The organism is Desulfonatronum zhilinae (assembly GCF_900182865.1).
Taxonomy (GTDB): Bacteria; Desulfobacterota; Desulfovibrionia; order Desulfovibrionales; family Desulfonatronaceae; genus Desulfonatronum; species Desulfonatronum lacustre.
In genome coordinates, this window is the sequence record NZ_FXUJ01000008.1 from 103,442 (window position 1) to 127,657 (window position 24,216).

The 24,216-nt window shown below is 59.9% G+C and carries 27 protein-coding genes; 23 read left to right on the forward strand and 4 right to left on the reverse strand.

All coding sequences use genetic code 11. From position 1 onward, the window contains the following. Positions 1 to 41: 41 nt before the first annotated feature. The 14 genes from rpoN (at position 42) to AC559A_RS08585 (ending at position 11,853) form a co-directional block, all read left to right on the forward strand. On the forward strand, positions 42 to 1,475 hold the full coding sequence (rpoN, locus tag AC559A_RS08520; RefSeq protein WP_028572079.1) for an RNA polymerase factor sigma-54: 1,434 nt from the start codon (positions 42 to 44) through the stop codon (positions 1,473 to 1,475). A 73-nt stretch (positions 1,476 to 1,548) separates the two neighbouring features. Beyond that, entirely contained in the window at positions 1,549 to 2,094 is a 546-nt protein-coding gene (gene hpf / locus AC559A_RS08525) for a ribosome hibernation-promoting factor, HPF/YfiA family (RefSeq protein ID WP_028572078.1), read from the forward strand. Positions 2,095 to 2,097: 3 nt separating this feature from the next. Beyond that, the gene (locus AC559A_RS08530; protein WP_028572077.1) at positions 2,098 to 2,547 is read left to right on the forward strand and encodes a PTS sugar transporter subunit IIA; all 450 of its coding nucleotides are present in this window, start codon (positions 2,098 to 2,100) and stop codon (positions 2,545 to 2,547) included. A 68-nt stretch (positions 2,548 to 2,615) separates the two neighbouring features. Beyond that, the gene (rapZ, locus tag AC559A_RS08535) at positions 2,616 to 3,515 is read left to right on the forward strand and encodes an RNase adapter RapZ (RefSeq protein ID WP_498817465.1); all 900 of its coding nucleotides are present in this window, start codon (positions 2,616 to 2,618) and stop codon (positions 3,513 to 3,515) included. Positions 3,516 to 3,562: 47 nt separating this feature from the next. Continuing rightward, a complete protein-coding gene (locus AC559A_RS08540) occupies positions 3,563 to 3,964 on the forward strand; it encodes a PTS sugar transporter subunit IIA (protein WP_337833217.1) in 402 nt (133 codons plus the stop codon). A 12-nt stretch (positions 3,965 to 3,976) separates the two neighbouring features. Then, complete coding sequence (locus AC559A_RS08545; protein WP_028572074.1) at positions 3,977 to 4,456, forward strand: PTS sugar transporter subunit IIB; 480 nt, start codon at positions 3,977 to 3,979, stop codon at positions 4,454 to 4,456. A gap of 31 nt (positions 4,457 to 4,487) precedes the next feature. Further along, positions 4,488 to 5,153, forward strand: coding sequence for a hypothetical protein (locus AC559A_RS08550; RefSeq protein WP_051434506.1), 666 nt, complete (start codon positions 4,488 to 4,490; stop codon positions 5,151 to 5,153). 95 nt (positions 5,154 to 5,248) lie between these two features. After that, complete coding sequence (locus tag AC559A_RS08555) at positions 5,249 to 6,553, forward strand: phenylacetate--CoA ligase family protein (RefSeq protein ID WP_028572073.1); 1,305 nt, start codon at positions 5,249 to 5,251, stop codon at positions 6,551 to 6,553. Between the two features lie 62 nt (positions 6,554 to 6,615). Continuing rightward, the gene (locus AC559A_RS08560; protein WP_028572072.1) at positions 6,616 to 7,047 is read left to right on the forward strand and encodes an ACT domain-containing protein; all 432 of its coding nucleotides are present in this window, start codon (positions 6,616 to 6,618) and stop codon (positions 7,045 to 7,047) included. A gap of 129 nt (positions 7,048 to 7,176) precedes the next feature. Then, the gene (locus AC559A_RS08565; RefSeq protein WP_498817468.1) at positions 7,177 to 8,217 is read left to right on the forward strand and encodes a TRAP transporter substrate-binding protein; all 1,041 of its coding nucleotides are present in this window, start codon (positions 7,177 to 7,179) and stop codon (positions 8,215 to 8,217) included. Between the two features lie 145 nt (positions 8,218 to 8,362). Continuing rightward, positions 8,363 to 8,875, forward strand: coding sequence for a TRAP transporter small permease (locus tag AC559A_RS08570; RefSeq protein ID WP_035261560.1), 513 nt, complete (start codon positions 8,363 to 8,365; stop codon positions 8,873 to 8,875). Further along, on the forward strand, positions 8,872 to 10,176 hold the full coding sequence (locus AC559A_RS08575; RefSeq protein ID WP_028572071.1) for a TRAP transporter large permease: 1,305 nt from the start codon (positions 8,872 to 8,874) through the stop codon (positions 10,174 to 10,176). Before AC559A_RS08570 ends, AC559A_RS08575 begins: the two co-directional genes overlap by 4 nt. A gap of 180 nt (positions 10,177 to 10,356) precedes the next feature. Next, on the forward strand, positions 10,357 to 11,040 hold the full coding sequence (locus tag AC559A_RS08580; RefSeq protein ID WP_498817471.1) for a TIGR04211 family SH3 domain-containing protein: 684 nt from the start codon (positions 10,357 to 10,359) through the stop codon (positions 11,038 to 11,040). 81 nt (positions 11,041 to 11,121) lie between these two features. Beyond that, positions 11,122 to 11,853 (forward strand): protein phosphatase CheZ, encoded by a 732-nt coding sequence (locus tag AC559A_RS08585; RefSeq protein WP_028572069.1) that lies wholly within the window; start codon positions 11,122 to 11,124, stop codon positions 11,851 to 11,853. A 57-nt stretch (positions 11,854 to 11,910) separates the two neighbouring features. Here the strand turns inward: AC559A_RS08585 and AC559A_RS08590 are convergent, their stop codons facing one another. The 3 genes from AC559A_RS08590 to AC559A_RS08600 are packed head-to-tail and all read right to left on the reverse strand — an operon-like array spanning position 11,911 to position 14,518. Beyond that, on the reverse strand, positions 11,911 to 12,234 hold the full coding sequence (locus AC559A_RS08590) for a nucleotidyltransferase domain-containing protein (RefSeq protein WP_028572068.1): 324 nt from the start codon (positions 12,232 to 12,234) through the stop codon (positions 11,911 to 11,913). Continuing rightward, positions 12,207 to 12,659 (reverse strand): HEPN domain-containing protein, encoded by a 453-nt coding sequence (locus AC559A_RS08595; RefSeq protein ID WP_051434505.1) that lies wholly within the window; start codon positions 12,657 to 12,659, stop codon positions 12,207 to 12,209. The genes AC559A_RS08590 and AC559A_RS08595 overlap by 28 nt, the downstream gene beginning before the upstream one ends. Next, positions 12,656 to 14,518 (reverse strand): UbiD family decarboxylase, encoded by a 1,863-nt coding sequence (locus AC559A_RS08600; protein ID WP_498817473.1) that lies wholly within the window; start codon positions 14,516 to 14,518, stop codon positions 12,656 to 12,658. The genes AC559A_RS08595 and AC559A_RS08600 overlap by 4 nt, the downstream gene beginning before the upstream one ends. Positions 14,519 to 14,862: 344 nt before the next feature. On the opposite strand from AC559A_RS08600, the gene AC559A_RS08605 reads away from it, so the two are divergent. The 3 genes from AC559A_RS08605 to AC559A_RS08615 all read left to right on the forward strand — a co-directional run bounded on the left by AC559A_RS08605 (position 14,863) and on the right by AC559A_RS08615 (position 16,753). Next, on the forward strand, positions 14,863 to 15,885 hold the full coding sequence (locus AC559A_RS08605; protein WP_498817475.1) for a deoxyhypusine synthase family protein: 1,023 nt from the start codon (positions 14,863 to 14,865) through the stop codon (positions 15,883 to 15,885). A 55-nt stretch (positions 15,886 to 15,940) separates the two neighbouring features. Further along, positions 15,941 to 16,312 carry an MliC family protein gene (locus AC559A_RS08610; protein WP_084031964.1) on the forward strand — a complete coding sequence of 124 codons (372 nt, stop codon included), beginning with the start codon at positions 15,941 to 15,943 and terminating at the stop codon, positions 16,310 to 16,312. Between the two features lie 231 nt (positions 16,313 to 16,543). Beyond that, positions 16,544 to 16,753 (forward strand): hypothetical protein, encoded by a 210-nt coding sequence (locus tag AC559A_RS08615; RefSeq protein WP_498817477.1) that lies wholly within the window; start codon positions 16,544 to 16,546, stop codon positions 16,751 to 16,753. On the opposite strand, the gene AC559A_RS08620 is transcribed toward AC559A_RS08615, so the two are convergent. Then, positions 16,714 to 17,418 carry a 16S rRNA (guanine(527)-N(7))-methyltransferase RsmG gene (locus tag AC559A_RS08620; protein ID WP_498817479.1) on the reverse strand — a complete coding sequence of 235 codons (705 nt, stop codon included), beginning with the start codon at positions 17,416 to 17,418 and terminating at the stop codon, positions 16,714 to 16,716. The genes AC559A_RS08615 and AC559A_RS08620 overlap by 40 nt on opposite strands. Positions 17,419 to 17,554: 136 nt before the next feature. Between AC559A_RS08620 and AC559A_RS08625 the strand changes: the two genes are divergently transcribed. The 6 genes from AC559A_RS08625 (at position 17,555) to AC559A_RS08650 (ending at position 24,211) form a co-directional block, all read left to right on the forward strand. Next, positions 17,555 to 18,514 (forward strand): ACP S-malonyltransferase, encoded by a 960-nt coding sequence (locus AC559A_RS08625; protein WP_498817481.1) that lies wholly within the window; start codon positions 17,555 to 17,557, stop codon positions 18,512 to 18,514. A 270-nt stretch (positions 18,515 to 18,784) separates the two neighbouring features. Then, positions 18,785 to 20,443 (forward strand): arginine--tRNA ligase, encoded by a 1,659-nt coding sequence (argS, locus tag AC559A_RS08630; protein WP_498817483.1) that lies wholly within the window; start codon positions 18,785 to 18,787, stop codon positions 20,441 to 20,443. Between the two features lie 12 nt (positions 20,444 to 20,455). Next, positions 20,456 to 21,169: an SPOR domain-containing protein gene (locus AC559A_RS08635; RefSeq protein ID WP_498817485.1), complete on the forward strand. Its 714-nt coding sequence runs from the start codon at positions 20,456 to 20,458 to the stop codon at positions 21,167 to 21,169. Between the two features lie 50 nt (positions 21,170 to 21,219). Next, positions 21,220 to 21,768 carry a pyruvoyl-dependent arginine decarboxylase gene (locus AC559A_RS08640; RefSeq protein ID WP_084031963.1) on the forward strand — a complete coding sequence of 183 codons (549 nt, stop codon included), beginning with the start codon at positions 21,220 to 21,222 and terminating at the stop codon, positions 21,766 to 21,768. 116 nt (positions 21,769 to 21,884) lie between these two features. Continuing rightward, positions 21,885 to 23,018: a deoxyhypusine synthase family protein gene (locus AC559A_RS08645; RefSeq protein ID WP_051434503.1), complete on the forward strand. Its 1,134-nt coding sequence runs from the start codon at positions 21,885 to 21,887 to the stop codon at positions 23,016 to 23,018. Continuing rightward, complete coding sequence (locus AC559A_RS08650; RefSeq protein ID WP_498817487.1) at positions 23,015 to 24,211, forward strand: NAD(P)/FAD-dependent oxidoreductase; 1,197 nt, start codon at positions 23,015 to 23,017, stop codon at positions 24,209 to 24,211. Before AC559A_RS08645 ends, AC559A_RS08650 begins: the two co-directional genes overlap by 4 nt. Positions 24,212 to 24,216: the final 5 nt, after the last annotated feature.

Genomic DNA, 24,216 nt, shown 5'->3' on the forward strand with positions numbered 1-24,216 from the left:
GTTCCAACCGGTCAGCCCGGTCATGGAGGCGAAAACGCGACATGGCTCTTGAACTGCGCCAGCAACTGAAGTTGACGCAGCAGTTGGTGATGACCCCCCAACTGCAACAAGCCATCAAGCTGCTTCAGCTTTCCAGGCTGGAGCTGGTGGAAAGCATCCAGCAGGAATTGCTGGAGAATCCCGTATTGGAGATCGCGCCGGAAGGCATCGATGAGACGGTGGAGACCCCGATAAAAGACCCTGCCGAGGATCGGTTCCAGTCCGTCAACGTCGAGGAGCCCCGGCAGCTTCACGATTCGGAGTGGCAGGACTACCTGGGAGAATTTTCCAGCATCAGTCGACAGATCCAGGGCCGGGACTGGGAAGTCCCGGAAGAGGGCATGAGTTTCGAGGCCCGGCTGGCCGGCAAGTCCACGCTGATCGGCCATCTTTCCTGGCAGTTGCGGCTTTCGGCCTTGTCGGAGCGGGAATTGGCCGTCAGCGAGGTGATCCTTGGCAACCTGGATGCCGTGGGGTATCTTTGCGAATCCATTGAGGACATCGCCGCCATGGCCGGCTGCGAGACGGAGGAGGCGGAGCGGATCCTGCGGATCATGCAACGCCTGGACCCCGTGGGGGTCTGCGCTAGGAACCTGCGGGAGTGCCTGCTGGTCCAGATGGACGAACTGGGGCTGGACGACCCGATTCTGGTCTCCCTGGTCAAGGATCATCTGGAGGAGCTGGAAAAACGTCGCTACAAGCCGTTGGCCAAGAAGTTCAAGCTCTCCATGGAGGAAATCAAACACTACCTGGACTGCATCCAGCGCCTGGACCCCATGCCCGGCAAGAGCTTCGGCTCCGATGATCCTCAGTTCACCAGCCCGGACGTTTACATCCTCCAGCACGGCGGCGATTTCATCGTGGTTCTGAACGAGGACGAGATACCGGGTTTGATGGTCAATGAGGCCTACGCCAAGGAGCTGTCCGTTCACGACAAGGGGACCAGGGACTACATTCAGGAAAAGGTCCGATCCGCTCACTGGTTGATGAAAAGCCTGTACCAGCGCCAGCGGACCCTGCACAAGGTCGCCGAAAGCATCGTCCGGTTCCAGATTGATTTTTTTCGCCATGGGGTGACGCATCTGAAGCCGATGATCCTCAAGGATGTGGCCCTGGACATCAACATGCACGAGTCCACGGTCAGCCGGATCACGACCAGCAAATACATGAGCACGCCCCATGGAACGTATGAACTGAAATTTTTCTTCAACAGCGCCCTGGGTATGGACGACGGGTCGGAGGCCGGCTCGGAAAGCGTCAAGGCGGAGATCAAGAAGCTGATTTCCGAAGAGGACCCCAAGCGTCCGCTCAGCGACGAACTGATCTCGCAACTTTTGAAAAAGTCCCTGGGCGTGAACATCGCCCGCCGTACCGTGGCCAAGTACCGCATGGCGTTGAACATCGAGTCGTCTTCCAAGCGCAAGGCCATTTTTTAGCCATCCCGGATGCTCCCAACGGAGCGAACAACCTCAAACCAACCCAGAACCCGTTTTACTTCGGAGGTGTCGCATGGAAATAACTTTTACTTTCAAGAATTTCGAGCCGTCCAATCACCTCAAGGGCTACGCCGGCGAGCGTTTCAATAAAATCAACCGTTACCTGCGTCCTGAAGATCAGGGCGAACTGGCCGTCAACCTTTCCGTGGAAAAGTATCGGCATATGGCCGAGGTGATCCTCACGGGCAAGGACATGCATTTCTCCGCCACCACCGAAAGCGAGGACATGTACTCCACCATCGACCTGGTCCTGGACAAGCTCGAGGCTCAGGTGCGCAAGACCAAAGAGAAGAACAAGGACCATCGTCGCGGTCAGAAGAGCCAGTCCGCGCGGGTGGACGTGATCACCTTTACCCAGGACGAGACCGGCAAGCGGGCCCAGACCATCACGGAAACCGACAATTTCGAGCCCAAGCCCATGTCCGTGGACGAGGCGGCCATGCAATTGGAAGCCCTGGGCAACGATTTCCTGGTTTTCTTCAACGCGGACATCGAGCGCGTCAACGTCATCTACCGCCGGAAAAGCGGCGATTTCGGTCTGATCGACCCGGGTATCTAGTCGATGGTCCTCAAGGATTTCTTGAGCAAGGACTTGCTGCTCCCCGATTTGCAAGCCAGGAACAAGACGGAAGTGCTGGCGGAATTGGTCGCCGTGCTGGCCCAAAACGTGCCGAGTCTGGATGCCGAGGCGGCCTTTCGGGTGCTCAAGGACCGGGAAAGTCTCGGGAGCACGGGCATCGGCGAAGGAGTGGCCATTCCCCACGGCAAGCTGGAGGGGCTGGACAGGATCGTGCTGGTGGTCGGACGCAGTTCCGAAGGCGTGGATTTCGACGCCCTGGACCGCAAACCGTGCCATATTTTTTTCATGGTCCTGGCCCCGGAACAGGTCGCCGGAATGCACCTGCGCATCCTGGCGTCCATCACCCGGCTGCTCAAGGACGAGACCTTTCGGCATGCCTTTCTCACGGCCCAGGACAAGGAGCTTTTCTGGGACGCCCTCAGTTCGGCGTGATGGTATTTTATTCGTCCACACCGTAGGGGCACGGCGCGCCGTGCCCCTACCCCAAAAGGCAAACCGCGATGAGCGCAGACCAACCGCGAAAACCGTGCGAACTCTCCCTGGTCATGATCACCGGACAGTCCGGGGCCGGAAAAAGTACGGTCCTGAACGTCTTCGAGGATCTGGGGTACTACTGCGTGGACGGTCTGCCGGCCGGGCTGGCCGGACAGTTGCTGACCCTGTCCGAGGAGATGAAGCTGAACCAGTACGCCGGGGTGGCCCTGGGGCTGGATGTGCGCCAACCGGACTTCGCCCTGCAATGGGAGCAGTTCGTGGAGCGGATGGACCTGGCCGGGATGTGTCCGAAACTGGTCTTTCTGGAGGCCCGGGACGCCGTGCTGATCCGGCGCTACGCCACCACCCGCCGTCCGCATCCCCTGGAAGCCCAGGGCATGGGATTGGACCAGGCCATCTTCCGTGAGCGGATCATGCTGGAGGGGTTGCGCAAGCACGCCGACTTGGTGGTGGATACGTCGGATTTTTCCATCCACGACCTGCGACGGGTGTTTCAGGAGAAATGGCCCCTGGATCAGAAACTCGGCGAAGGGATGCGCATTCACTTGATTTCCTTCGGCTTCAAGTACGGCGTTCCTCTGGAGGCGGATCTGGTCTTTGATCTGCGGTTTCTGCCCAATCCCTACTTCGACCCGGAACTGCGCCCCCTGTCCGGTCTGGACGAGCCCATTGCCCTCTACGTGCTGGGGGACGACCCGGGAAAGGACTTTATCGGTCGGTTCGAGGATTTTTTACGGTATCTGTTGCCGTTGTACGCGGTGGAAGGCCGGTATCGGTTGACCATGGCCCTGGGATGCACCGGAGGGCGGCATCGCTCGGTGGCCGTGTCCCAGGCCGTGTCGGCCGCGCTGACGGCCGTCGGATTTTCCGTTACCATTGAACATCGTCACCTGAATCTGGGATAGCAGCGGATTTCGGTTTTTTGGGGGAACATGCGGTGATTGGAGTCGTATTGGTCACGCATACGGAGTACGGCGCGTACTTGCTCAAGGCCGCGGAGCTGATTCTCGGTCCTCAGCAGGATTGCTACTTCGTCAGCGTGGATGTGACCAAGGAAGTGGAAAAGTCCCTGACAGAGATCAGAAAGAGCGTCAAAAGCGCGGATCACGGTCCCGGGGTGGTCATTCTGACGGATATGTTCGGGGGGACGCCGACCAATTTGAGTCTGTCGCTGCTGAACAAAAGCGAGCATCAGTTGGAAGTGATCACCGGCGTGAACCTGCCCATGCTGCTGCGCGTGCTCGGTTCGCGCAAGCTGTCCCTGGCCGAACTGGCCAAGGAGGCCAAGGCGGCCGGATCCCAGGGAATCGTCGTCGCCGGGGATATTCTGCGCAGCAAGGTGGCCAAGGAGTAGGCCGGAGCGATCATGAACTGGGTGCGCATCGACAATCGTCTGGTCCACGGCCAGGTCATCGAAGCCTGGGTGCCGTATCTGGGGGCTAGGTACATTCTCGTGGTCAACGACGAACTGGCCGCCGACGATCTGCGTCAGGAGATCATCCGCTTGGCCGTGCCCAGCGGCGTGGAGCTCACCTTCGTCGGGGTCGAGCGCATCGCCAAGCATTTGGATGAGCACGGCCGGGTCGTCCACCCACGTGGCGACACGCTGCTGCTGTTCGCCACGTGCGGCGACGTGCAACGGGCTTTGCAGGCCGGGTTTGCGTTGAGCACCGTAAACATCGGCAACCTGCATTATTCCCCGGGCAAACAGCAACTCTGTCCGCATGTGGCTCTGAGCAGCGAAGACATCGGCTGTCTGAAGGCCTTTGCCAAACGGGGCATTCATCTGGATTTTCGCTGTGTTCCCAACGATTCGACGCAGGTGAAGACCTCATGGTGGGGATGAGCATGGACGCGCTGGCCTGGGCGGGCTTGGCGTGTTTTTTTTTGTCCTGTTTTCCCTGGCCCGATTCGGCCTGAATCTCGGATTTCTGGATCGGCCCCTGGTGATCGGGATGCTTTGGGCGGCCGTGACCGGCCAGTGGGAAACGGCCTTGCCCGTGGCGCTGTTTTTCGAACTGCTTTTTCTGGATCTCTTTCCCATCGGGACGTACATTCCCCCGCATGGCCCCTTTGCCCTGCTGACATCCTTAGCCTTGATGAACGTCTTCGATCTCGTCCAGGCTCCGGTGATCTTCATGGTCATGTTGTTGTGCGCGCCCACGGCCCTTTTGGGCAGCCGTCTCGAATTGTTGCAGCGCCGGAGGCAAAACGCCGTGTATACGCAAATGCTTCAGTCCACGCGGGGTGGCGCGGATGCAACCACCTCCCCGATGAATCCAGCGGGAATGGCCCTGCTCCAATCCGTCGCGGTGAATCTGACGGCGTTTATCGTGGTCATGGCCCTGCTCGTGCCGCTCACCGACGTGTTCTTGCAGCAATTCCGCGGGCGTGTCCTGATGCTGCCCATTACCTGGCCGATGGTCTGGATGATCGGAACCGTCGGGGTTCTGCTTTCCCTGCGCTCGCGCAGGGTCTACGCCCTGCTGCTGGGGGCGGTGGCCCTGGCCGGAGGGTATTACTGGTTCAGCCATTTCGCGTGACGGACATGGTCGGGATATCACGGGCATGCGTTGCTTCGTGGGCCGCTAACACCCGGATCAGTTCTGAATACCCAATTGTTCAAGGAGGATAGTTCGTGATTTTCGACATCGAGAAAGAGACCGCGCCCCGGGAGGATCTGGAGCCGTTGCAGTTGTCCCGGCTCCGGAACCTGGTGGAACGGGTCAACGCCAACGTGCCGTTTTATCGGCGTAAGTTCGAAGAAACCGGCATACGTCCCGAACAGATCAAGAGCCTCAACGATTTGAAGTACCTGCCGTTTACGGAGAAACAGGACTTGCGCAACAACTATCCCTTCGGCCTGTTTGCCGTGCCCAAGGAAAACGTCGTGCGCATCCATGCCTCGTCCGGTACCACCGGCAAAGCCACGGTGGTGGGGTATACGCACCGCGACGTCCGGAATTGGGCCTCCCTGATGGCCAGGGCCTTCATGGCCGCCGGGGTCAACCGAGGTGACGTCGTGCATAATGCCTACGGATACGGCTTGTTCACCGGCGGGCTGGGCGTGCATTACGGCGCGGAGGAGCTGGGGGCGACCATCGTGCCCATTTCCGGCGGAGGCACCAGGCGTCAGGTGATGCTGCTTCGGGACTTCGGCCCCACGGTGCTGTGCAGTACCCCGTCCTACAGCCTGTTCCTGTTCGAAGCAGCCCAGGAAGCCGGGATCCCGTTCAGTGAGCTGCCCATCCGCGTCGGCATCTTCGGAGCGGAACCCTGGTCCGAGGAGATGCGCCACGACATCGAATCCAAGCTGGGTCTGATCGCCCTGGACATTTACGGACTCTCCGAGATCATGGGACCGGGGGTGGCCATGGAGTGCGCCGTGGCCCAAAAAGGCCTGCACATTTTCGAGGACCATTTCCTACCGGAAATCATCGACCCGATCACCGGCGAGCAGTTACCGCCCGGCGAGACCGGCGAGTTGGTCCTGACCACCCTGACCAAGGAGGCCCAGCCTCTGATCCGTTATCGGACCCGGGACATCACCTCCCTCAACTACGTTCCCTGCCGCTGCGGCCGGACCCATGTCCGGATGAGCCGGATCAAAGGGCGTAGCGACGACATGTTGATCATTCGCGGGGTGAACGTCTTTCCGTCGCAGATCGAAGCCCTGCTGCTGGAAACCGAGGGCCTGACCCCGCACTATCAGTTGATCCTGGACCGCCAGGGCGCCATGGACACCCTGGAGGTGCGGGTGGAGGTGGATGAAAAGCTTTTCTCCGATGAGGTGCGCCATCTGCAGCGCCTGGAGGGCAAGATCCAGGGGAACATCAAGGAGTTTCTCGGTGTGACGGCCAAGGTCAAACTGGTGGAGCCGCGCAGCCTGGCTCGTTCCGAAGGCAAGGCCAAACGGATCATCGACCAGCGGCCCAAGGTCTGAGAGCGCATCACGGTTTCCCAATCCGTCATAGAACCTGAATCCCTTACAGGGAGGGCAGAACAATGAAAGTGGAACAGATTTCGATTTTTTTGGAGAACCGGGCCGGGCGACTGACGGACGTGACCAGGGTCTTGTCCCAGGGCGGGATCAACATCCGGGCGTTGTCCTTGGCCGATACGTCGGACTTCGGGATTTTACGGTTAATCGTCACGGACCATGAACGGGCCAAGCAGTTGCTCAAGGAAAACGGCTTCACCGTTGGCCGGACCTCCGTGGTGGCCGTGGAAGTGGACGACAGGCCCGGGGGACTGCATTTCATTCTGGAACTGCTCAGCAATAACCAGATCAACGTGGAATACATGTACGCCTTTGTTCAGCAGACCGGAAAAGACGCGGTTATGATCTTCCGGTTCGACCGGACGGATCAGGCCGTTGAGATATTACAAGCCAACAAGATTCGGATCATCCCCGGGGACGAACTCTACAATCTGTAGGCCGCGGAACATGACGACCGTAACGTGTTGCTGTTCAACTTGGCATTGGAGGCAGGATCGATATCGACCCCGAGCCTGTCCTGGCTGTTTGAGTCATGTTGAGCGCAAATAGAAAAATAGGGGGCAGAGATGAACAGATTGGGTTTGACGTGCCTGATGATTTTGTTGGCGGCGTTTTTGGCGCTGATGTTCACCGCGACCGCCGCCATGGCGCAGCGTCCGGTATCCTTGCGCTTGGCGCACTTTTTCCCGGCGACCCACCCGGCTGAGACGGAACTGGTCCAAGGTTGGGCCAAGGCTCTGGCCGAGGCGTCCGACGGGCGAATCGACGTGGTCAGCTATCCGGGCCAGACTCTGCTCGCGGCTCCCGAGATTTATGACGGCGTGGTCACGGGGATCGCGGATATCGGCCTGTCCGTTTTCGCCTACACCAGGGGTCGTTTTCCATTGTTGGAAGTGTTCGAACTGCCCGGCGTGACCTACAAGAATTCCAAGGTCGCCAGCCAAGTGGCCTGGGACGCGATCAAGACCTTGAACCCGGCGGAGGTCCAGGACACCAAGCTGCTGATGGTCCTGGCCACCGGACCCGGTGATCTGTTCACCAAATCGCCCGTGCGCACCCTGGAAGACTTGCAAGGCTTGGAAATTCGGGCCACCGGGCTGAGCGCCAAGACTCTGGCCGCATTGGGCGCCATCCCCGTGGCCATGCCTCAGTCCGAGGCCTACGAGGCCCTGTCGCGCGGGCTGGTCAAGGGCAATCTTTCGCCCTTGGAGGTTTTGCAGGGTTGGCGGCACGCCGAGGTCACCGACTATCTGACCATGACCCCGTTTCTTTACAATACCTTGTTCTTCGTGACCATGAACCAACGCGCGTGGGATCGGCTTCCAGAGGACCTGCAAGCGGTGATCACCGAGGTTTCCGAACAGTTCTTCCAGGACGTGGCCAAGGGGTTGTGGGATGCGCAGAACGAAGCGGCCCTGACCTATGCCGTGGAAACCACGGGCCAACAGGTGATCCACCTTACCGATGAGGAAACGGCCCGCTGGACCGAACTGGTCCTGCCGATCCAGGCCGAGTTTCTCCGGGATATGGCTGGTCGTGGGCTGCCCGGGCAAGAGGCCCTGGACTTGGTGATCGAATTGTCCGAGAAGTACAACGCCCGGTATTGACCATACGGGACTTTTTTGCCGTGCCGGAACGTTCTCGGCGCGGATATATGTTTTTTCTTGAACACGGCGCGCGTTCATTCGCTGGCTTGCAAAGCGTCTGAACGCGCGACTGTGTTTCTTCTCAACAGCTTTCCACTTATCCTCAATGCCGTCACGTTCGAAACGTTATCTTCAACTCGCCGAAAAATACGTCTGGGCCGCCAGCAAGGTCTTTGACGCCGTGGCCGGAATCAGTCTTCTGGCTGTGATGTTTCTGGTGGTCCTGAACATTATCCTGCGGGCGTTCTTCAAGAATCCGATTCTTGGAACATATGAATTCGTGGGGTTTCTGACCTCCCTGGCCGTGGGTCTGGCCCTGGCCCATTGCGCACTGAAGAACGGGCATATCGCCGTGGGCTTTCTGGTGGCTAAGCTTCCCGAGCGGATCAGGGCCTGCATCGACGGCCTGACCAACATCACGGCCGCGGTGTTTTTCGTGTTCTGCTCCTGGCACATGCTGGATTATGCCCAGAGCTTCGCGGCCAGCGGAGAGGTGGGATTGACCACGAAAATTCCTTTTTATCCGTTTGTTTACGGACTTGCCGCTGCCCTTGGGCTGCTTTGCCTGATCCTGATCCTGCGCGCCGTGGAAATGGTGGGCATGGCGGTGCGCCGATGAGCCCGACACTGGTCGGCCTGGCCGGCATCGGTCTGTTTTTCGTGCTTCTGATCCTGCGGATGCCCATTGCCTATGCCATGTCCCTGACCGGATTTCTGGGATTCAGTTGGCTGGTTTCTCCGGATGCGGCGTTCCGGGTCGTTTCCAAGGATTTGTACGCAACGTTTTCCTCCTATTCCCTGAGCGTGATCCCCATGTTTATCTTCATGGGATTTTTGGCGTTCTACTCCGGGATCGGGGCCAGGCTGTTCACCTTCGCTTATCGGACCATGGGCCACTATCCCGGAGGGTTGGCCATCGCCACCCAGGCAACCTGCGCGTTGTTCGGCGCGGTTTGCGGGTCGAACACGGCCACGGCCGCGACCATCGGGGCCATCGCCATCCCGGAGATGAAGAAATATCGGTACGCGGACACCCTTTCCACGGCCAGCGTGGCCGCCGGAGGGGCGTTGGGAGTCCTGTTTCCGCCCAGCGTGATCTTCATCGTCTACGGCATGGCCACGGAGCAATCCATCGGCAAGCTGTTCATGGCCGGGATCATCCCTGGATTTTTGTTGATGTTTCTCTACATGGCCACCATTTTCCTCATGGCTCGGCGCAATCCCCGGCTCGGTCCTCCCGGACCGGTGTTCAGCTGGAAGGATCGCTTCGCGGCGTTGAAGGGCGGAATCTGGGAAGTATTCGTTATCTTTTCCCTGTCCCTGGGCGGTCTCTTCGCCGGGTGGTTCACCCCCACCGAGGCCGGAGCCGTGGGGGCGGCCGGTGTGTTTTTCCTGACCCTGGTCCAGGGCAAGTTGCGCTGGGAAGGATTGAAGCGCGCCCTGGCCGACTCCACCCGGACCACGGCCATGATCATGCTTCTGGTGGCCGGGGCGGTGATTTTCGGGCGGTTCATGGCCGTGAGCCGCGTTCCCTTCGAGCTGGCGTCCTGGGCCGGGCAGCTGGATTTGCCGGCCTACGTGGTCATGGCCCTGATCCTGTTGATCTACCTTGTCCTGGGATTCTTCATCGACGCCCTGGCCTTGGTCTTGTTGACCATTCCCATCTTTTACCCCGTGGTAGTCAATGTCTTGGGATATGATCCGATCTGGTTCGGGGTGATCATGGTTTTGGTCGTGGCCATGGGGGTGATCACGCCCCCTGTGGGCATGAACGTCTATATCGTCAAGGGAATCGCCGCAGACGTCCCGCTGGAAACCATCTTTAAGGGGATCTGGCCGTTTTTGGCCGCGTTGATCGTCTGCATCGCCATTCTGCTGGCCTTTCCCGCTCTGACCACGTTTTTGCCCGGTCTGATCTAGGTCGGAAATGCTGTCGCGGCGAGATACGTTCCGTGCCGTGAAAATGGGTGGTTTGCATGCCTGATCCCACCGGTTCGCCCGGGAAAAGAGTGGTTGGACGCGTTGTCTTTGGGCATGGTTCAGTGTTACGAAAAGACGCGTTTCGTATACCCAAGCCCATTATTTTACTGAGGTTCACCGATGAAAAGCTGTCTGATCATGCTGTTTGTCGCCGTCGTCCTGTTAATCGTCGTTGCCTTCCCCCCGAGCACTGCCACGGCGGAAACCGTGTACGTGTCCGATGTCCGGGAGATTTCCAAGCGAGCCGGACCATCCACTGAACATCGGATTCTTCAGATGCTCCCCGCCGGGGCGAAAATGGAAGCTTTGGCCGAACAGTCGGGATGGTTGCGGGTCCGCGGTCCGAACGGCATTGAAGGATGGGTGCTGAAGCGCTTCACCAGCGCGGAAATTCCGGTATCGTTGAAATATCAGGAGCTTCGCGAGGAATATGATGAACTTTATGCAGCATCCAGCGGGGCTCTGGGACGGATCGCCGAACTGGAAGAGGTTAACCGGAACCTCTTGGAAACCTTATCCGAAACCTCCAACAAGCTTCTGGATCTGGACCGTGAATATGCAGCTCTCCAGCTGGATGCGTCCAATGTTCTCGATTTGCGGCAACGCTACGATCAGACAGTGGCTGACTTGGCCGATATTCAGGTCGAGGTCGAGACCTTGCGCCAAGAAAACAGCAAGTTGAAGTCCTGGGACCGTTTTTACTGGTTTCTCGCCGGCGGAGCGGTCTTCTTGGTGGCTTGGCTGGCCGGAGTGATCACCGGGCGTTTGCAGGGCAAGCGGCGGAATACCCTGCAATATACCTGATCGCGAAGCAATTTGAACAACACAAGGCCTGAACGCCGTACGCGAGCACGGTTAATGGGCCGCAACACAGCGAGGAGCACCATGCTCAGCAATGATGAAATGGCTGATCGGGTCATGGATCGGATTGCCGCGCGTATTTCCGAAGAATTACGCGGAACCATGGTCCAGGCTCTGGAAAGAGAATTGCAGAAGAACATCAGCCGATCTCTGATGCAAGGTGAGTTCTACCGGACCCTGAACGCGGAATTGCAAGACGGGTTGAAGCAAATCTACAAGGAAATCGCCGAAGCCAAGAAATACGATGGACAGGCTCCGATCGTGGACGGGCAAACTTCCGCTCTGATCTCCGAAGCCTCGGATCAACTCGACGAGATTCTCAAGGCCACGGAGCAGGCCGCGGTCCAGGTCATGGACATTGTGGAAGATCAGATGGAGTTGCAGGCCGAGATGACCGCGATCCTGGAGCGATTCCGCAGCGGCGGGGCCAGGGCCGCGGACGTGAACGCCCTGATCGCCACCAACCAGCGCCTGAGCGAGGACTTCATGCGGATCATGACCGCTCTGTCCTTCCAGGATCTGACCGGCCAGCGGATCAAGAAGATCATTACCGCCATCAAGCAGGTGGAACGGATCACCACGGAACTGTTCGTGGCCACGGGGTTGAAAATCAAAGGAATTGACGAGGAGCCGGAAAAGGACTTCCAGACCCTGAACACCGAAGCCAAACAAAAAGCCTCGGACCTCAAAGGCCCGCAAACCACGACCAACCAGAACGACGTAGACGATCTGCTGGCCCAGCTAGGGCTGGATTAGATCAAAGCTCGGACTCTCTTGAGATGACTGTCTGAATCGTGCTCTTGTTTCATGCTCCTAAATGAGCCGTGCACCGGTTGCCATGATCTCTTGAACAAATGGGTCCGGATGTTCAAGGTCTTTGCGTGAAAACGAATGAGGCTCGATGCATACGTTCATCTGCCGTGTTAGTTTCATTAAGCGTACGTCTTCATCATAACCGTCAATCTCATCCTTGTCCCAGAAGACGGCCAGGTCAATGTCACTGTCTGCCTTGGCCGTTCCTTTTGCATGAGAACCAAAAAGATATAAGCTTTGGATCGGAACACTATTTTTACGTAGTATCTGTATATACTCTTTGATGCTATTTTCGATCAGCGCTGCAATTTGTTTTTGAGCCATCGACGCATCTCCTTTATCTGGGCTACTCTTTGTAATGTGAAATCAAGACCTGCCTTGCGTGCAAATTGCTTCTTGTAATCCGGATATCTCCCTTTGATGTTGTATGTCGTCACCTCAAGTAGAAAATTTTCCTGATCAACTGTCATTTCTAAACCTGCATCTCGGGCTATTTTGAGCAGATGGTGAATACGCGGAACTTCTTTGTCAATATTTTGTACGTAAATTGCCTTGAGAAGTTTTTCAAGGACTAGATGGCCGACAAAAAGTGCCCAAGTGAAATGACCATTATCCAAAAGACTGGTCATGACGGAACAATCTTTGTCGGATTCTTGCAGCCAGTAGAGTATATGCTCGTCTCGCGTCATATTGCCACTCGCAATGTAGGGAAGCAAAGGTGTCGCCTGTAACCCGGCTCTGAGGTTCACCACAATCCCGCCAGCGGCCCTCCCTTGGCCGCGAGCATATCCACTCTTTTTTCCACTTCCGGATCCGGTTCCAAGGCCGGGGCGTGGTGGGGTTTGGCTCGGGCGTCGATGACCAGGGGGCCGGGGCAGCCCCAGTGTTTGCAGGTCATGGTTTCGCCTGCTCCATAGATGTCGCAGGCTGGGTCGGAGCGGGTGAAGGTGGTCCAGATGAAGTTGTTCAGGGTTCGGGCGACAAAGGCGCTGTCGTCGGCCACGATGATCAGCGGCCAGTCCGGGAGTTGCCCTCTGGTGTGCAGTTCGCGGCAGAATTCGGCCATGATCGGGTCCTGGGCGTGCCGGGTCCGGGTGCAGGGTGGTCCCTGGATGACGAGGATTCCGGCCAGAACGTCCGGTGCGCAGACCTGGGGCGAGCCAAAACCATCCGGTAGGTGGAGGGCGCTGGGAAAAGACGTGGGCAGGGTCCTGCGGGGCGGGCCGGCAGCGGCGATCACCACCTTGGAGCCTTCGTTCAGCCCCAGACCGGAGTAGTCCAGGGTGTCCACGGTGGTTCGGGTCTGGAAGTGCAGATCCCGGGTCCAATCCACCCGCGCCAAGACGTGGCGGAAGAAATTGGCGATGTCGTGGATGTCCAGACGGGAGTCGTCGGCTTGGTCGGCGATGAGCAGATATTTGGCCAGGGAGAGTTGGCCCTGGCCGAGAATGGCGTTGGCCTGGGTGAGCAGTTCCCGAGGCGCTCGTGCCGAATCATAGGGCACGTAGCGCTCGCTGCCCAGGGCCAGGAGCAGGGGATGCACCCCGGCTGCGTCCACGGCATGCACGGCCCGGACTCCCGGGAGCACGGTCGGAATGGCGTCACCGGTGAGTTCGTGGATCAGCGCGCCGAAGGTGGTGTCTTCCTGGGGCGGGCGGCCTACGGTAGTGAAAGGCCAGACCGCGTCCGGGCGGTGATAAACCCGGTCCACGGTGAGCACCGGGAAGTCGTGTTCCAGGCTGTAGTAGCCAAGGTGGTCGCCGAAGGGACCTTCGGGCAGGGTTTGGGCGTCTTTGACCACGCCGGAGATGCAGAAGTCGGCCTGAGCAGGCATGGGAAGACCGTTTGCGGAGCGGACCAGTTCCAGTCTGCCGCCGCCAAGCATCCCGGCGAAGCTGAGTTCCGGCATACCCTCGGGCAGGGGCATCACCGCGGCCAGGGTCATGGCCGGCGGTCCGCCGATGAACACGTTCACCCGCAACGGCAGGCCGCGCTGCAAAGCCTCGGCATGGTGCACCCCGATGCCCCGGTGGATCTGGTAGTGCAGGCCCGCTTCCCGGTCGGGAGCGTACCGCCCGCCGGAGAACTGGACCCGGTACATGCCCAGGTTGGAATGCATCCAATTGTTTTGGCCTGGCCTGCCCGGGCTTTCGGAGTAGACTTGGGGCAGGGTGACGAAGGCTCCGCCGTCCCTGGGCCAGGAAACCTGGTTGGGCAGGTCGGACAGGGCGCAGTTTTCGGCCAGGATCGGCCCGTTGATCACGTACTTCGGCCGGGCGTTCCACAGGGTGCGAACCAGTCCCAGATATTTCCAGGGGGCTCGGAGCGCCTCGCTCGGATCGACCTTCAGCCTGACCAGTTTATCCAGGGCCGGGAGGGTGTCCCGGAAGATGTATCTGGCTCGGTCGAGGGTACCGAATAGGTTGCCCAGCATGGGGAAGCGGCAGCCTTTGACCCTGGTGAAGAGCAGGGCCGGTCCTCCGGCCTGGTAGACTCGGCGCTGAATGACCCCGGCTTCCAGGTACGGGTCCACCGCCACGTCCAGCCGGACCAGTCTTCCGGCAGCCTCCAAATCGCGAATGCATGCTTGCAGCGTGTCGTATCCCATGACGGTCTTGTACGCGACCGTGCTTGCAGCGTCCAGATTCGGAGCCTTGCACTTCCCCGATTCCATATCCTGAGTGGATCTTGAACGAAATCGAAATCGTGATCGAAATCGAGCCTCATGGCCAAGAAGATGACGTAATCCCGATGATGCACAATTTTTCTTCCGATTTCGATAGCGATTTCGATTTCGCTTGATGTTGTTCTCTCCGTTGCTTCCGAGAGGAAATCAGCCCAGGACTGAGGCGCCTCGAAAATTGACGGAAGTCTTGGCACCGACTATCCCAAGCATGACGTATGCCGCAATCGGCAATTCACCCTACTTTTTGTTTCAAAGGAGACTTGGTCATGTGTTCGGCTGAGAGTACGATATCCAAGAAATCAAGCGATACCGCCAAACTCGGACCGGTGGGATCGTTCATTACGAACCATTATCGGCATTTCAACGCAGCGGCCTTAATCGACGCGGCAAGGGCCTATGACGATTTTCTGGCCGGCGGCGGAAAGATGATGATCACCCTGGCCGGGGCCATGAGCACCGCTGAGCTGGGGTTGTCCCTGGCCGAGATGATCCGTCGGGACAAGGTGCATCTGATCGTCTGCACCGGGGCCAATCTGGAGGAGGACATCTTCAATCTCGTGGCCCACGATTTTTACGAACGGGTGCCCAATTATCGGGACCTCACCCCCCAGGACGAAGCGGAACTGCTGGCCCGGCACATGAATCGGGTCACGGACACCTGTATCCCGGAAATGGAGGCCATGCGCCGGATCGAGAAGGCCATGCTCCAGGTCTGGGCCGCGGCGGACGCCAAGGGGGAGCGCTACTTTCCTCATGAGTTCTTCCGCCAGATCCTGGCCGCCGGAGACCTGGCTCCGTCCTACCAGATTGATCCGAAGGATTCCTGGATGCTGGCGGCCATGGAAAAGAACGTGCCCATGGTCGTGCCGGGTTGGGAGGATTCCACCTTGGGCAACATGTACGCCGCGGCCGTGCTGCGGGGCGAGGTCAAAAACGTGCACACCGTGCGCACCGGGATCGAGTATATGACCTGGCTGGCGGATCACTACACCCAGACCACGAAGCAAAATCCCCTGGGCATGTTTCAGATCGGCGGGGGAATCGCCGGGGACTTCCCGATCTGCGTGGTGCCCATGCTTCACCAGGACATGGAGCGGACGGATGTTCCGCTGTGGGGGTATTTCTGCCAGATCAGCGACAGCACCACCAGCTATGGCTCCTATTCCGGGGCCATCCCTAACGAGAAGATCACCTGGGGCAAATTGGGCGTGGACACGCCGAAGTTCATTATCGAGTCCGACGCGACCATCGTCGCGCCGTTGATCTTTGCCTATTTGCTTGGCTGGTAATTTTCTCGACGCGATCTTGGGAAGACCGGCAGGAGAGATGAATAAGGAGCGGAGCATGATACGGACAGTCGGAGTCTTCACCTGCTTGGCCGGCCTGCTGATTGCCGGTTGCATCTGGAATCGGGGCGGACGTGATCTTGGCGAACTGACCGCGGTTCCGATCTCCGAGGTCGCGTACCTCTGTATCGGCGAAGCACGGCTCACGGCCAGCTATTATGTACTCTCCGACAAGACGCTGCATTTCGTTCGCTTGGATATGCCGGACGGCGAGATGGTCACCTTGCCCAGTGCTCTTTCGGCTTCGGGGTCCAGGTATACCGATGAACGGGAGTACGTCTGGTGGGTCAAGGGCCGGGAAGGCTTTTTGGAGAAACGCGGGGATGACGGGGGCTGGCGGCTGTATCTTGAGGGATGCCGGGAATTGTAAAGAAGGTAACCACGGGGCGCAGGGGGAGCACGGGGAAAGGCAGTCTGGTTCATGTCCGCCCCCTGATCCCCGTGTGCCCCGTGGTTCATTTTTTCCCCCGTTATTGTCGGCGAAAAGACGTGCGGCGCTCTTTACGCCACGGCTGTTTCCTGCCATGATACTCGTTTTTTACGTCTATCCGAATCTCAAATAAATATCAGCAAGGATCACCAAGGCACGACAATGCTTCCCATGGATTGTTTGCGGGAAATCGAGGAACTGCTTTCCAGCGGCCGGTTGGTTCAGGATTTTCAGGACGGATGCGAGAACGATCGGTTCGTGATCCTGGAATTCCTGGAAACGTTGATGGACCTGGGCGAGGCCGCGGACGCCGCGGCCACGGAGGCCATTTTCAAAGGCTCCTATCTGGAGATGACGGCGGCGGCCAAGGACCAGAAATAACGGTTTTTGTCGCCGGAAGGATAGCCCCGGGCGGCCTGAAGGGACCAGCCTTCCGGAAGGGGTTCGGGCGGGGTCTCGTTGGCCATGATCAGGACCAGCCCCTTGGGTGCCAGCCAGGGGCGGACCAATTCCAGAAGTCGGGGCCAGGGCAGAAAGGCCCGGCTCAGGCACAGATCCACGGGAGCCAGGGCGGGCAAGGCCTGTTCGGCCCGTTCCGGTCGAACCATGGTCCGGCGCAGCCCCATGGCCGCGACGGCCTGGAGCAGAAAGGCCGTGCGCTTGCGGCGGATTTCCACCAGATGATACGTTCCCTGCGGCCAGAACAGCCGCAAGGGCAGGCCGGGCAGCCCGGCCCCGGCGCCCAGATCCACGGCCAGAGGTTTTTTCGGTTGATTACCCGTGGGGCTATTCGGAGCGTTTTTCAGCAGGGGCAGGGTGTCCAAAAAATCGGCCAACAGCCAACTGTCCGCCACCAGGTCCGTCAGGACGGTCCTCCAATCACCGGGTCCGACCAGATTCATGCGTTGATTCCACTGGAGCAGCAGCCCGAGATACCGGCTTAATCCCAGAGCTTGCTCCGTGGTCAGCGTCCGACCGAGGTCGGCGGCCAGGGCGGTAATCTGGTCCGGTGTCGGCGGAGTCGGGGAGGTGGTTTTGGCGGCCATGGGGCGATCCATGGCCGATCATGTGGGAAAATGCAAGAGGGGAGAGAGGGATGAAGGCTGAGACCTGGGAGCTGAGGTTTGAAACCGTGGTTTGAAAGTTGAAGCGGAACGGGAACGTACTGTTATGGACAAAAATATGAGTGAATCAACATCGAAAATCGTGGTTGTCTTTCCCGGTCAGGGGTCCCAGGAGCCGGGCATGGGAAGGGACGTGGCAGAGCGGTTCCCCGAGGCCATGGAATTGTGGAAGCGGGCGGAAAAGGCGGCGGGAGCGCCGCTGCGGGAGATCTATTGGGACGGCGCGGAACAGGACATGGCCCGGACCAGATATCTCCAGCCGGCCATGACCGCGACCACCCTGGGGTTGTGGATCGTGGGCCATGAGCGTTTGCGGGTGGACGGTCTGGCCGGTCACAGCCTGGGAGAATTCGCCGCGCTGGCCGCGGCGCGGGTTCTGGATATTCCGGCGGTCCTGGAACTGACTGCGTTGCGCGGTCAGTTGATGGACGAGGTCGGGGCGGACCAAGGCGGCAAGATGGCCGCGGTGCTCAAGCTTTCCCAGGAGGTGGTCCAGGAAATCGTGGACGCGGTCCGGGGCGAAAGCGGCCGGGAACTGCGCATCGCCAACCACAATTCTCCGGCCCAGTTCGTGATCAGCGGGACCGCCGACCTGGTGGGCCAGGCCGCGGCCCTGGTCAAGGATCGCAAGGGCCGTGCCGTACCCTTGGCCGTGAGCGGGGCCTTTCATAGCTCTTTGATGGCCGAACCGGCCAAGGAGTTCGCCGGAGCATTGAAGAAATTGGATTGGCGCGCGCCGCGCATTCCGGTCTACTTCAACGTTACGGCGGCCGTGGAGCCTGATCCCGCCCGCATCCAGACCCTGGTGGCGGAGCAGATGACCTCTTCCGTGCTCTGGACCCAAAGCATTTTGGCACAGTGGGATGACGGGGCCCGAACCTGGATCGAGCTTGGCCCCAAAGGGGTTCTGAGCCGGCTGGCTGGCGCGATTCTGGCCAAGGTGGACGAGCCCTGGGAGGCGAAGAGCATCTCCAGCCTGGAGCACCTGGAAGCGCTCGGTCCGACCGCCGGGAGTTGAGCCCGAGCCAGCAACTACTCAGCACAGAGAAATTCTGTTGCCGGAGTCGGAATCGGAATCGGGATCGGGATCGAAAACGCTGGGGTGCGTTCTAAATTCTTCCTGTTTCGATTCCGACTCCGATACCGACCCCGACACCGATTGCCGATGCAAGATCGGACACAAAATGTACTGAGTAGTTACAAGCCAAAGCCAAAGTATGACGTGAAAGGACACGGCCGTCGGGAGGCCGAAAAAAGAATCATCAACAAGACGAGACGACGCAACCCAATGCGAGCACAAAATTATTTGCGGGAATTGTTGACGCCCTTTCTGACCGAACACGGCCTGGAGTGGACCCCTGCCACGACCCTGGAACCACCGAGGGACAAGCGTTTCGGGGATTTGGCCACGAATATGGCCTTCACCCTGTCCAAGAAAGCCGGAAAGAACCCCCGGCAGATCGCCCAGGATGTGGAACAGCGCTTGGCCGGCCTGGGCCACGGACGATTGGCCAAAGTGGAGACCGCCGGTCCGGGGTTCTTGAATTTCACCCTGGCCCCGTCTTTCTGGCAACAAGGCGTCCTGGACATCCTGGACCAGGGCGATGAATACGGACAGACCGACCTGGGTCGGGGTCGCAAGGTCCAGGTGGAGTTCGTCTCCGCCAACCCCACCGGCCCGCTGCACATCGGCCACGGGCGCGGGGCGGCCCTGGGGGACAGTCTGGCTCGTATCCTGCGGTTTATGGGCCACGACGTGACCACGGAATACTACCTTAACGACGCCGGTCGCCAGATGCGGCTCCTGGGGGCCTCGGTCCTGTCCCGGTATCTGGAATTGCTCGGGCGGGAAGCGGTTTTTCCCGAGGACGGGTACAAAGGGGAGTACATCCGGGAGTTGGCCCAAGGATTAGCGGACCGGGACGGAGAGCGGACAGCGGACCTTCCGGAGCAAGAAGCCCTGGACGTGGCCCGTGAATACGCCGTGGACCAAATCCTGGCCGGAATCCGCCAGGATCTCCAGGACTTTCGGGTGGAACACCAGGTCTGGTTCTCCGAGTCCGGCTTGATCCGGGACGGAGCCGTGGAACGGACCCTGGAGCGATTGCGGGCGGATGGGCTGGCCTACGAGCAGGACGGGGCGCTCTGGTTCGCCAGCACCCGGTATGGGGACGACAAGGACCGGGTGCTGCGCAAGTCCGACGGCTCGTTGACGTACCTGGCCTCGGACATCGCCTACCACGCGGATAAGTTCGAGCGCGGCTTCGATCTGGTGGTGGACATTTGGGGCGCGGACCATCACGGCTACGTCGGCCGGATGAAAGCCGCGGCCCAGGCTCTGGGCCGGGCCCCGGAGGACTTGCAATGCATTTTGGTCCAACTGGTCAACCTGCTCCGGGCCGGAGAGCAGATCGCCATGTCTACTCGGGCCGGGGAGTTCGAGACCCTGGCCGACGTGTGCGCCGAGGTGGGGCCGGACGCGGCCCGGTTTATCTTTCTCAGCCGCAAGAGCGACAGCCATCTGGACTTTGACCTGGAACTGGTCAAACGGCAGACCATGGACAACCCGGTCTACTACGTGCAGTACGCTCATGCCCGGATTCATTCCCTGCTGGCCAAGGCCGGAGAAGCCGGAGTGATTCCTTTGCGGCCGACCCTGGAGACGCTGGCTCTGCTGGACGGAGAAGGGGATATGGAACTGCTCAAAGCCCTGGATCAGTTCGGCGATGTGCTGGTTTCCGCCGGGGTCACCCTCAGCCCGCACCACCTCAGCCACTATCTGTTGGATATGGCCGGAAAGCTGCACCGCTACTACACCACGCATCCGGTCCTGGCCGCGGGGGCGCCGGAATTGGTTCAGGCTCGGCTGGCCTTATGCCGGGCCGTGGCCCAGGTGTTGCGTAACGGGTTGGGTTTGCTGGGTGTGAGCGCACCGGAGAAGATGTAGGCCGATTCGGATATGGCGCAGAAGAACTCCAAACCCTCGACTTCCCCCGGCGGAAAGAAGAAACGCTGGAGGTTTGAACTGGGTCCCTTTGGGATGCTCGGCGTGGGATTGGTGGGCACTTTGGTCATGGCCTGGGCGTTCATTTTGGGCATTCTGGTTGGCAGAGGATACCATCCGGAGTCGGTGATTCCGGAAATCGGTTGGGAGTCCGCCAAACTGCCGACGCTCTCCACGCCGCGAACCGTTTTGCAGCCCGAGGAACTGCGATTTCACGAGACGCTTCAGGAACGGGGCAGCCAACCCTCCCCTGAAGCGCCCCGCCGAGTCGAACCGCCGCGGGTTTCGGCTCCAGTCCGGCAGACTCCTCAGGCCCAGCGGGAGGCCGCGCCTGATCACGCCCCGGCTCCGGTCGTCGCCGCGCCCGAACCGACTGGCCCGACTGGACAGGCAGGGCTTGCGGAACCTCTGGAACCGGCGGGACCGCGTTTTGAGTTCGTCTATCAAGTGGCCTCGTTTCAGAATGACAGCCAGGCCAGGGCGTTGCAGCAAAGCATTGCCTCCACGGGACTGTCGGCGTCCGTGGAAGCTGGAATGGTCAATGATCGGCAATGGTATCGGGTGTTGGTCACGGTGCGCGGCTCGCAGGCCGAGGCGGACCTGGCCAAGTCGCGGCTTCAGGGTTTGGGCATCGCGGACCCTTTCCTTCGGGCCAAAAAATCCTTATGAGGCATTTCACTTCTTCGGGAGTGGAAACATTTTGTTTAGGAGGATCGAATATGATCAATTTTGTACCACGGCAGGCATTTTTCACCAGGGGCATCGGCAGACACAAAAACAAACTTCAGTCGTTCGAGTTGGCGTTGCGCGACGCCGGGATCGAAAAGCTGAATCTGGTCTATGTGTCCAGTATCTTCCCTCCAAACTGCAAAATGGTCACAGTGGAAGAAGGGGTGAAGCAGCTCAGTCCGGGACAGATCACCTTTTGCGTGATGGCCCGTAACGCCACGAACGAGAAGGGGCGTTTGGTGGGGTCGGCCGTGGGCATGGCCTTTCCGGCCAGCAAGGAGCACTACGGCTACATTTCCGAGCATACCGCCTTTGGGGCCGATGAGCAGGAACTGGGCGACTTTGCCGAAGACCTGGCCTCCACCATGCTGGCCACAACCCAGGGCGTGGACTTCAACCCGGAGACCGCTTATGACGAAAGACGGCAAATCTATCTGATGAGCGGGAAAATCATCGACTCGGCCTCGGCCCCGGTTGTGACCATGGGGCAAGCCGGGGTCTGGACCACCACGGTTTCCGCCGCGGTGTTCCTCCCCTGAAGCCGCACTTAAAAAACGCCGTTAACGGGCCGAGGTGAATCCGCTTCCCTCGGCCCTTTTTTTTGGGGGCGGTTCCGTTTTTCATGGAGCAACGCCAAGGAGAAGCTTTAGACGACATGAACATTCGACGTATCGATACCTTGCACAGTGGAGAGGAAGACGGCTTGACGCCCCTGAAAACCCTTGATTTGGATGCCGTGGAGGATTTCGACGAACTGGTGACGGCCATGTCCCGCACCGCGTTCGGCGGGCGCTGTCTGGGTGAGGCTCTGGACGTTCTGGAGGCCATGGTCAGCGATCCGGAATGCTTGGTGGTGGGGACCTTTTCCGGGGCGATGACCGTGGCCAAGATGGGCAAGGTGCTGTGCCGGATGATCGACAACGGCTGGCTGGATATCATCGTGTCCACCGGGGCGCTGATGGCCCATGGATTCATCGAATCCATCGGACTGCGCCACTATAAGCACGAACCGCACCGGATGAACGACGCGGCGCTGTTCGAAAAGGGCTACAATCGGGTTTACGACACCCTGGAACCGGAAACCAATTTCATGCAGGCCGAACGGGTCATCGCCCGGGTGATGGAAGAAGTGGGTGCCGACGCCCATTTGAGTTCGGAGAGTCTGTGCCGGGCCATCGGTCGGCATTTGACCGACAATTATGACGGCCCGGGTATCCTCAAAAGCGCCTTTGCCAAGGACGTGCCGGTGTATATCCCGGCCTTCACGGATTCGGAGCTGGCCTTGGACGTGGCTTCGTACATGTTGCGCAACCACCCGGAGTGGCAGTCCCTGGACATCGACGAGCCGGGCAAGCTCCCCTTTCAGTTCAATCCGTTTCTGGACCTGTTCAGCTACACCAAACGAATTCTGGGGGCCAAACGGATCGGGATCTTCACCATTGGTGGAGGCGTGCCCCGGAACTGGGCCCAGCAGGTCGGGCCGTTTCTGGAAATTCTCAGCCAGCGCGTCGAGTCCATGAAGACCACGGCCCGGCGCTTTCACTACGCCGTGCGGATCTGTCCGGAACCGGTGCACTGGGGCGGTTTGAGCGGCTGCACGTACCAGGAGGGCGTCTCCTGGGGCAAGTTCGTCGCGCCCAAGGACGGCGGGCGGCACGCGGAGGTGCCCAGCGACGCGACCCTGGTCTGGCCTTTGCTGATCAAGGCCCTGGAACAACGTTTGGCCAAGCGTGGGGCCGGCCACGCCGCCGAGGCGAGCTCTGACACCGCGCGGGAGAAACAAGCATGAAGCGCTTCGTGATCATCGGCAACGGGCCCGCGGCCAACAGCGCCGCCGAGGCGATCCGTAAACAGGATCAGAGCGCGTCGGTGGTGATGTTTTCCCGCGAATCCCAAGGCCACTACTACACCCCGGCCTTGCCGGAATTGGTGTCCGGGGAAAAGGCCGCGGAAAAACTGATTGTCCATGGCCCCCAGTGGTATGAGCGACTTGGAATTGACTTGCGATTGGACTGCCCGGTCCAGGACGCCAGCCCTGAACGCCGTCTCGTGACCACGGCGGAGGGCGAGGAGGTAGGCTACGACGCTTTGCTCCTGGCTACGGGCGGCAACGCATTCGTTCCGCCCATTCCCGGAACCGACGATCAGAAGGTGACATCGAAAGTGTTCACCTTGCGGACCATGGCCGATGCGGAGAGGATTAAGGCCGTGGCGGGCAAGGGGCGACGGGTTGCACTGATCGGCGGGGGCCTGTTGGGGTTGGAGGCTGGAAACGGCCTGCGCCGGACCGGCGCCCATGTGGAGGTGGTGGAGGTTTTCCCGCGTCTGCTGCCCCGGCAGACCGATCTCCAGGGAGCGAAGCTGCTTCAGGAGTTGCTGGAAAACATGGGATTCGCCTTTCACCTGGGCAGGAAGACCGAACAGATCGCCCGGATGCCTGACGGCCTGGAGATTCGCCTGGACAACGGAACTCGTTTGACGGCGGACATGATCCTGATTTCCGCCGGGGTGCGTCCGGAACTGGGACTGGCACGGAAGCTCGGGTTGGCCGTGGACAAGGCCGTGCTGGTGGACGACCGGATGCGGACCTCCTTGGCGAATGTATACGCCGCCGGTGATGTCTGCGAGCACCGGGGCCGGTATTACGGGATCTGGCCGGCGGCGGTGGAGCAGGGCCGGGTCGCCGGAACGAACATGGCCGGAGGGCCGGCGGAGTATGCGGGCACCATGCCGAGCAACTCCTTGAAGGTGGCCGGAATCGCCCTGACCGCTTTCGGCGAGATCGACGCCGAGGGCCGCCACGAAGCCCTGATCTTCCAGGACCAAGCAAAAGGCCTGTACCGCAAGGTGGTCCACGATCAGGGCCGGATGCTCGGCGGGATTTTTCTCGGCGACGACCAGGGGGCCAGGGCCGCGCTGGCGGCCATGCGCCGGGATCAGGTCGTCAGCCCCGAAATCCAAGCCCTGTTTCCGGTGGAATAGCTCTT

Coding starts and splice junctions, on each gene's coding strand:
- rpoN (WP_028572079.1), top strand. CDS start 42: ATGGCTCTTGAACTGCGCCAGCAACTGAAGTTGACGCAGCAGTTGGTG.
- hpf (WP_028572078.1), top strand. CDS start 1,549: ATGGAAATAACTTTTACTTTCAAGAATTTCGAGCCGTCCAATCACCTC.
- AC559A_RS08530 (WP_028572077.1), top strand. CDS start 2,098: ATGGTCCTCAAGGATTTCTTGAGCAAGGACTTGCTGCTCCCCGATTTG.
- rapZ (WP_498817465.1), top strand. CDS start 2,616: ATGAGCGCAGACCAACCGCGAAAACCGTGCGAACTCTCCCTGGTCATG.
- AC559A_RS08545 (WP_028572074.1), top strand. CDS start 3,977: ATGAACTGGGTGCGCATCGACAATCGTCTGGTCCACGGCCAGGTCATC.
- AC559A_RS08560 (WP_028572072.1), top strand. CDS start 6,616: ATGAAAGTGGAACAGATTTCGATTTTTTTGGAGAACCGGGCCGGGCGA.
- AC559A_RS08565 (WP_498817468.1), top strand. CDS start 7,177: ATGAACAGATTGGGTTTGACGTGCCTGATGATTTTGTTGGCGGCGTTT.
- AC559A_RS08570 (WP_035261560.1), top strand. CDS start 8,363: ATGCCGTCACGTTCGAAACGTTATCTTCAACTCGCCGAAAAATACGTC.
- AC559A_RS08575 (WP_028572071.1), top strand. CDS start 8,872: ATGAGCCCGACACTGGTCGGCCTGGCCGGCATCGGTCTGTTTTTCGTG.
- AC559A_RS08580 (WP_498817471.1), top strand. CDS start 10,357: ATGAAAAGCTGTCTGATCATGCTGTTTGTCGCCGTCGTCCTGTTAATC.
- AC559A_RS08585 (WP_028572069.1), top strand. CDS start 11,122: ATGCTCAGCAATGATGAAATGGCTGATCGGGTCATGGATCGGATTGCC.
- AC559A_RS08590 (WP_028572068.1), bottom strand. CDS start 12,234: ATGGCTCAAAAACAAATTGCAGCGCTGATCGAAAATAGCATCAAAGAG.
- AC559A_RS08600 (WP_498817473.1), bottom strand. CDS start 14,518: ATGGGATACGACACGCTGCAAGCATGCATTCGCGATTTGGAGGCTGCC.
- AC559A_RS08605 (WP_498817475.1), top strand. CDS start 14,863: ATGTGTTCGGCTGAGAGTACGATATCCAAGAAATCAAGCGATACCGCC.
- AC559A_RS08610 (WP_084031964.1), top strand. CDS start 15,941: ATGATACGGACAGTCGGAGTCTTCACCTGCTTGGCCGGCCTGCTGATT.
- AC559A_RS08615 (WP_498817477.1), top strand. CDS start 16,544: ATGGATTGTTTGCGGGAAATCGAGGAACTGCTTTCCAGCGGCCGGTTG.
- AC559A_RS08620 (WP_498817479.1), bottom strand. CDS start 17,418: ATGGCCGCCAAAACCACCTCCCCGACTCCGCCGACACCGGACCAGATT.
- AC559A_RS08625 (WP_498817481.1), top strand. CDS start 17,555: ATGAGTGAATCAACATCGAAAATCGTGGTTGTCTTTCCCGGTCAGGGG.
- argS (WP_498817483.1), top strand. CDS start 18,785: ATGCGAGCACAAAATTATTTGCGGGAATTGTTGACGCCCTTTCTGACC.
- AC559A_RS08635 (WP_498817485.1), top strand. CDS start 20,456: ATGGCGCAGAAGAACTCCAAACCCTCGACTTCCCCCGGCGGAAAGAAG.
- AC559A_RS08640 (WP_084031963.1), top strand. CDS start 21,220: ATGATCAATTTTGTACCACGGCAGGCATTTTTCACCAGGGGCATCGGC.
- AC559A_RS08645 (WP_051434503.1), top strand. CDS start 21,885: ATGAACATTCGACGTATCGATACCTTGCACAGTGGAGAGGAAGACGGC.
- AC559A_RS08650 (WP_498817487.1), top strand. CDS start 23,015: ATGAAGCGCTTCGTGATCATCGGCAACGGGCCCGCGGCCAACAGCGCC.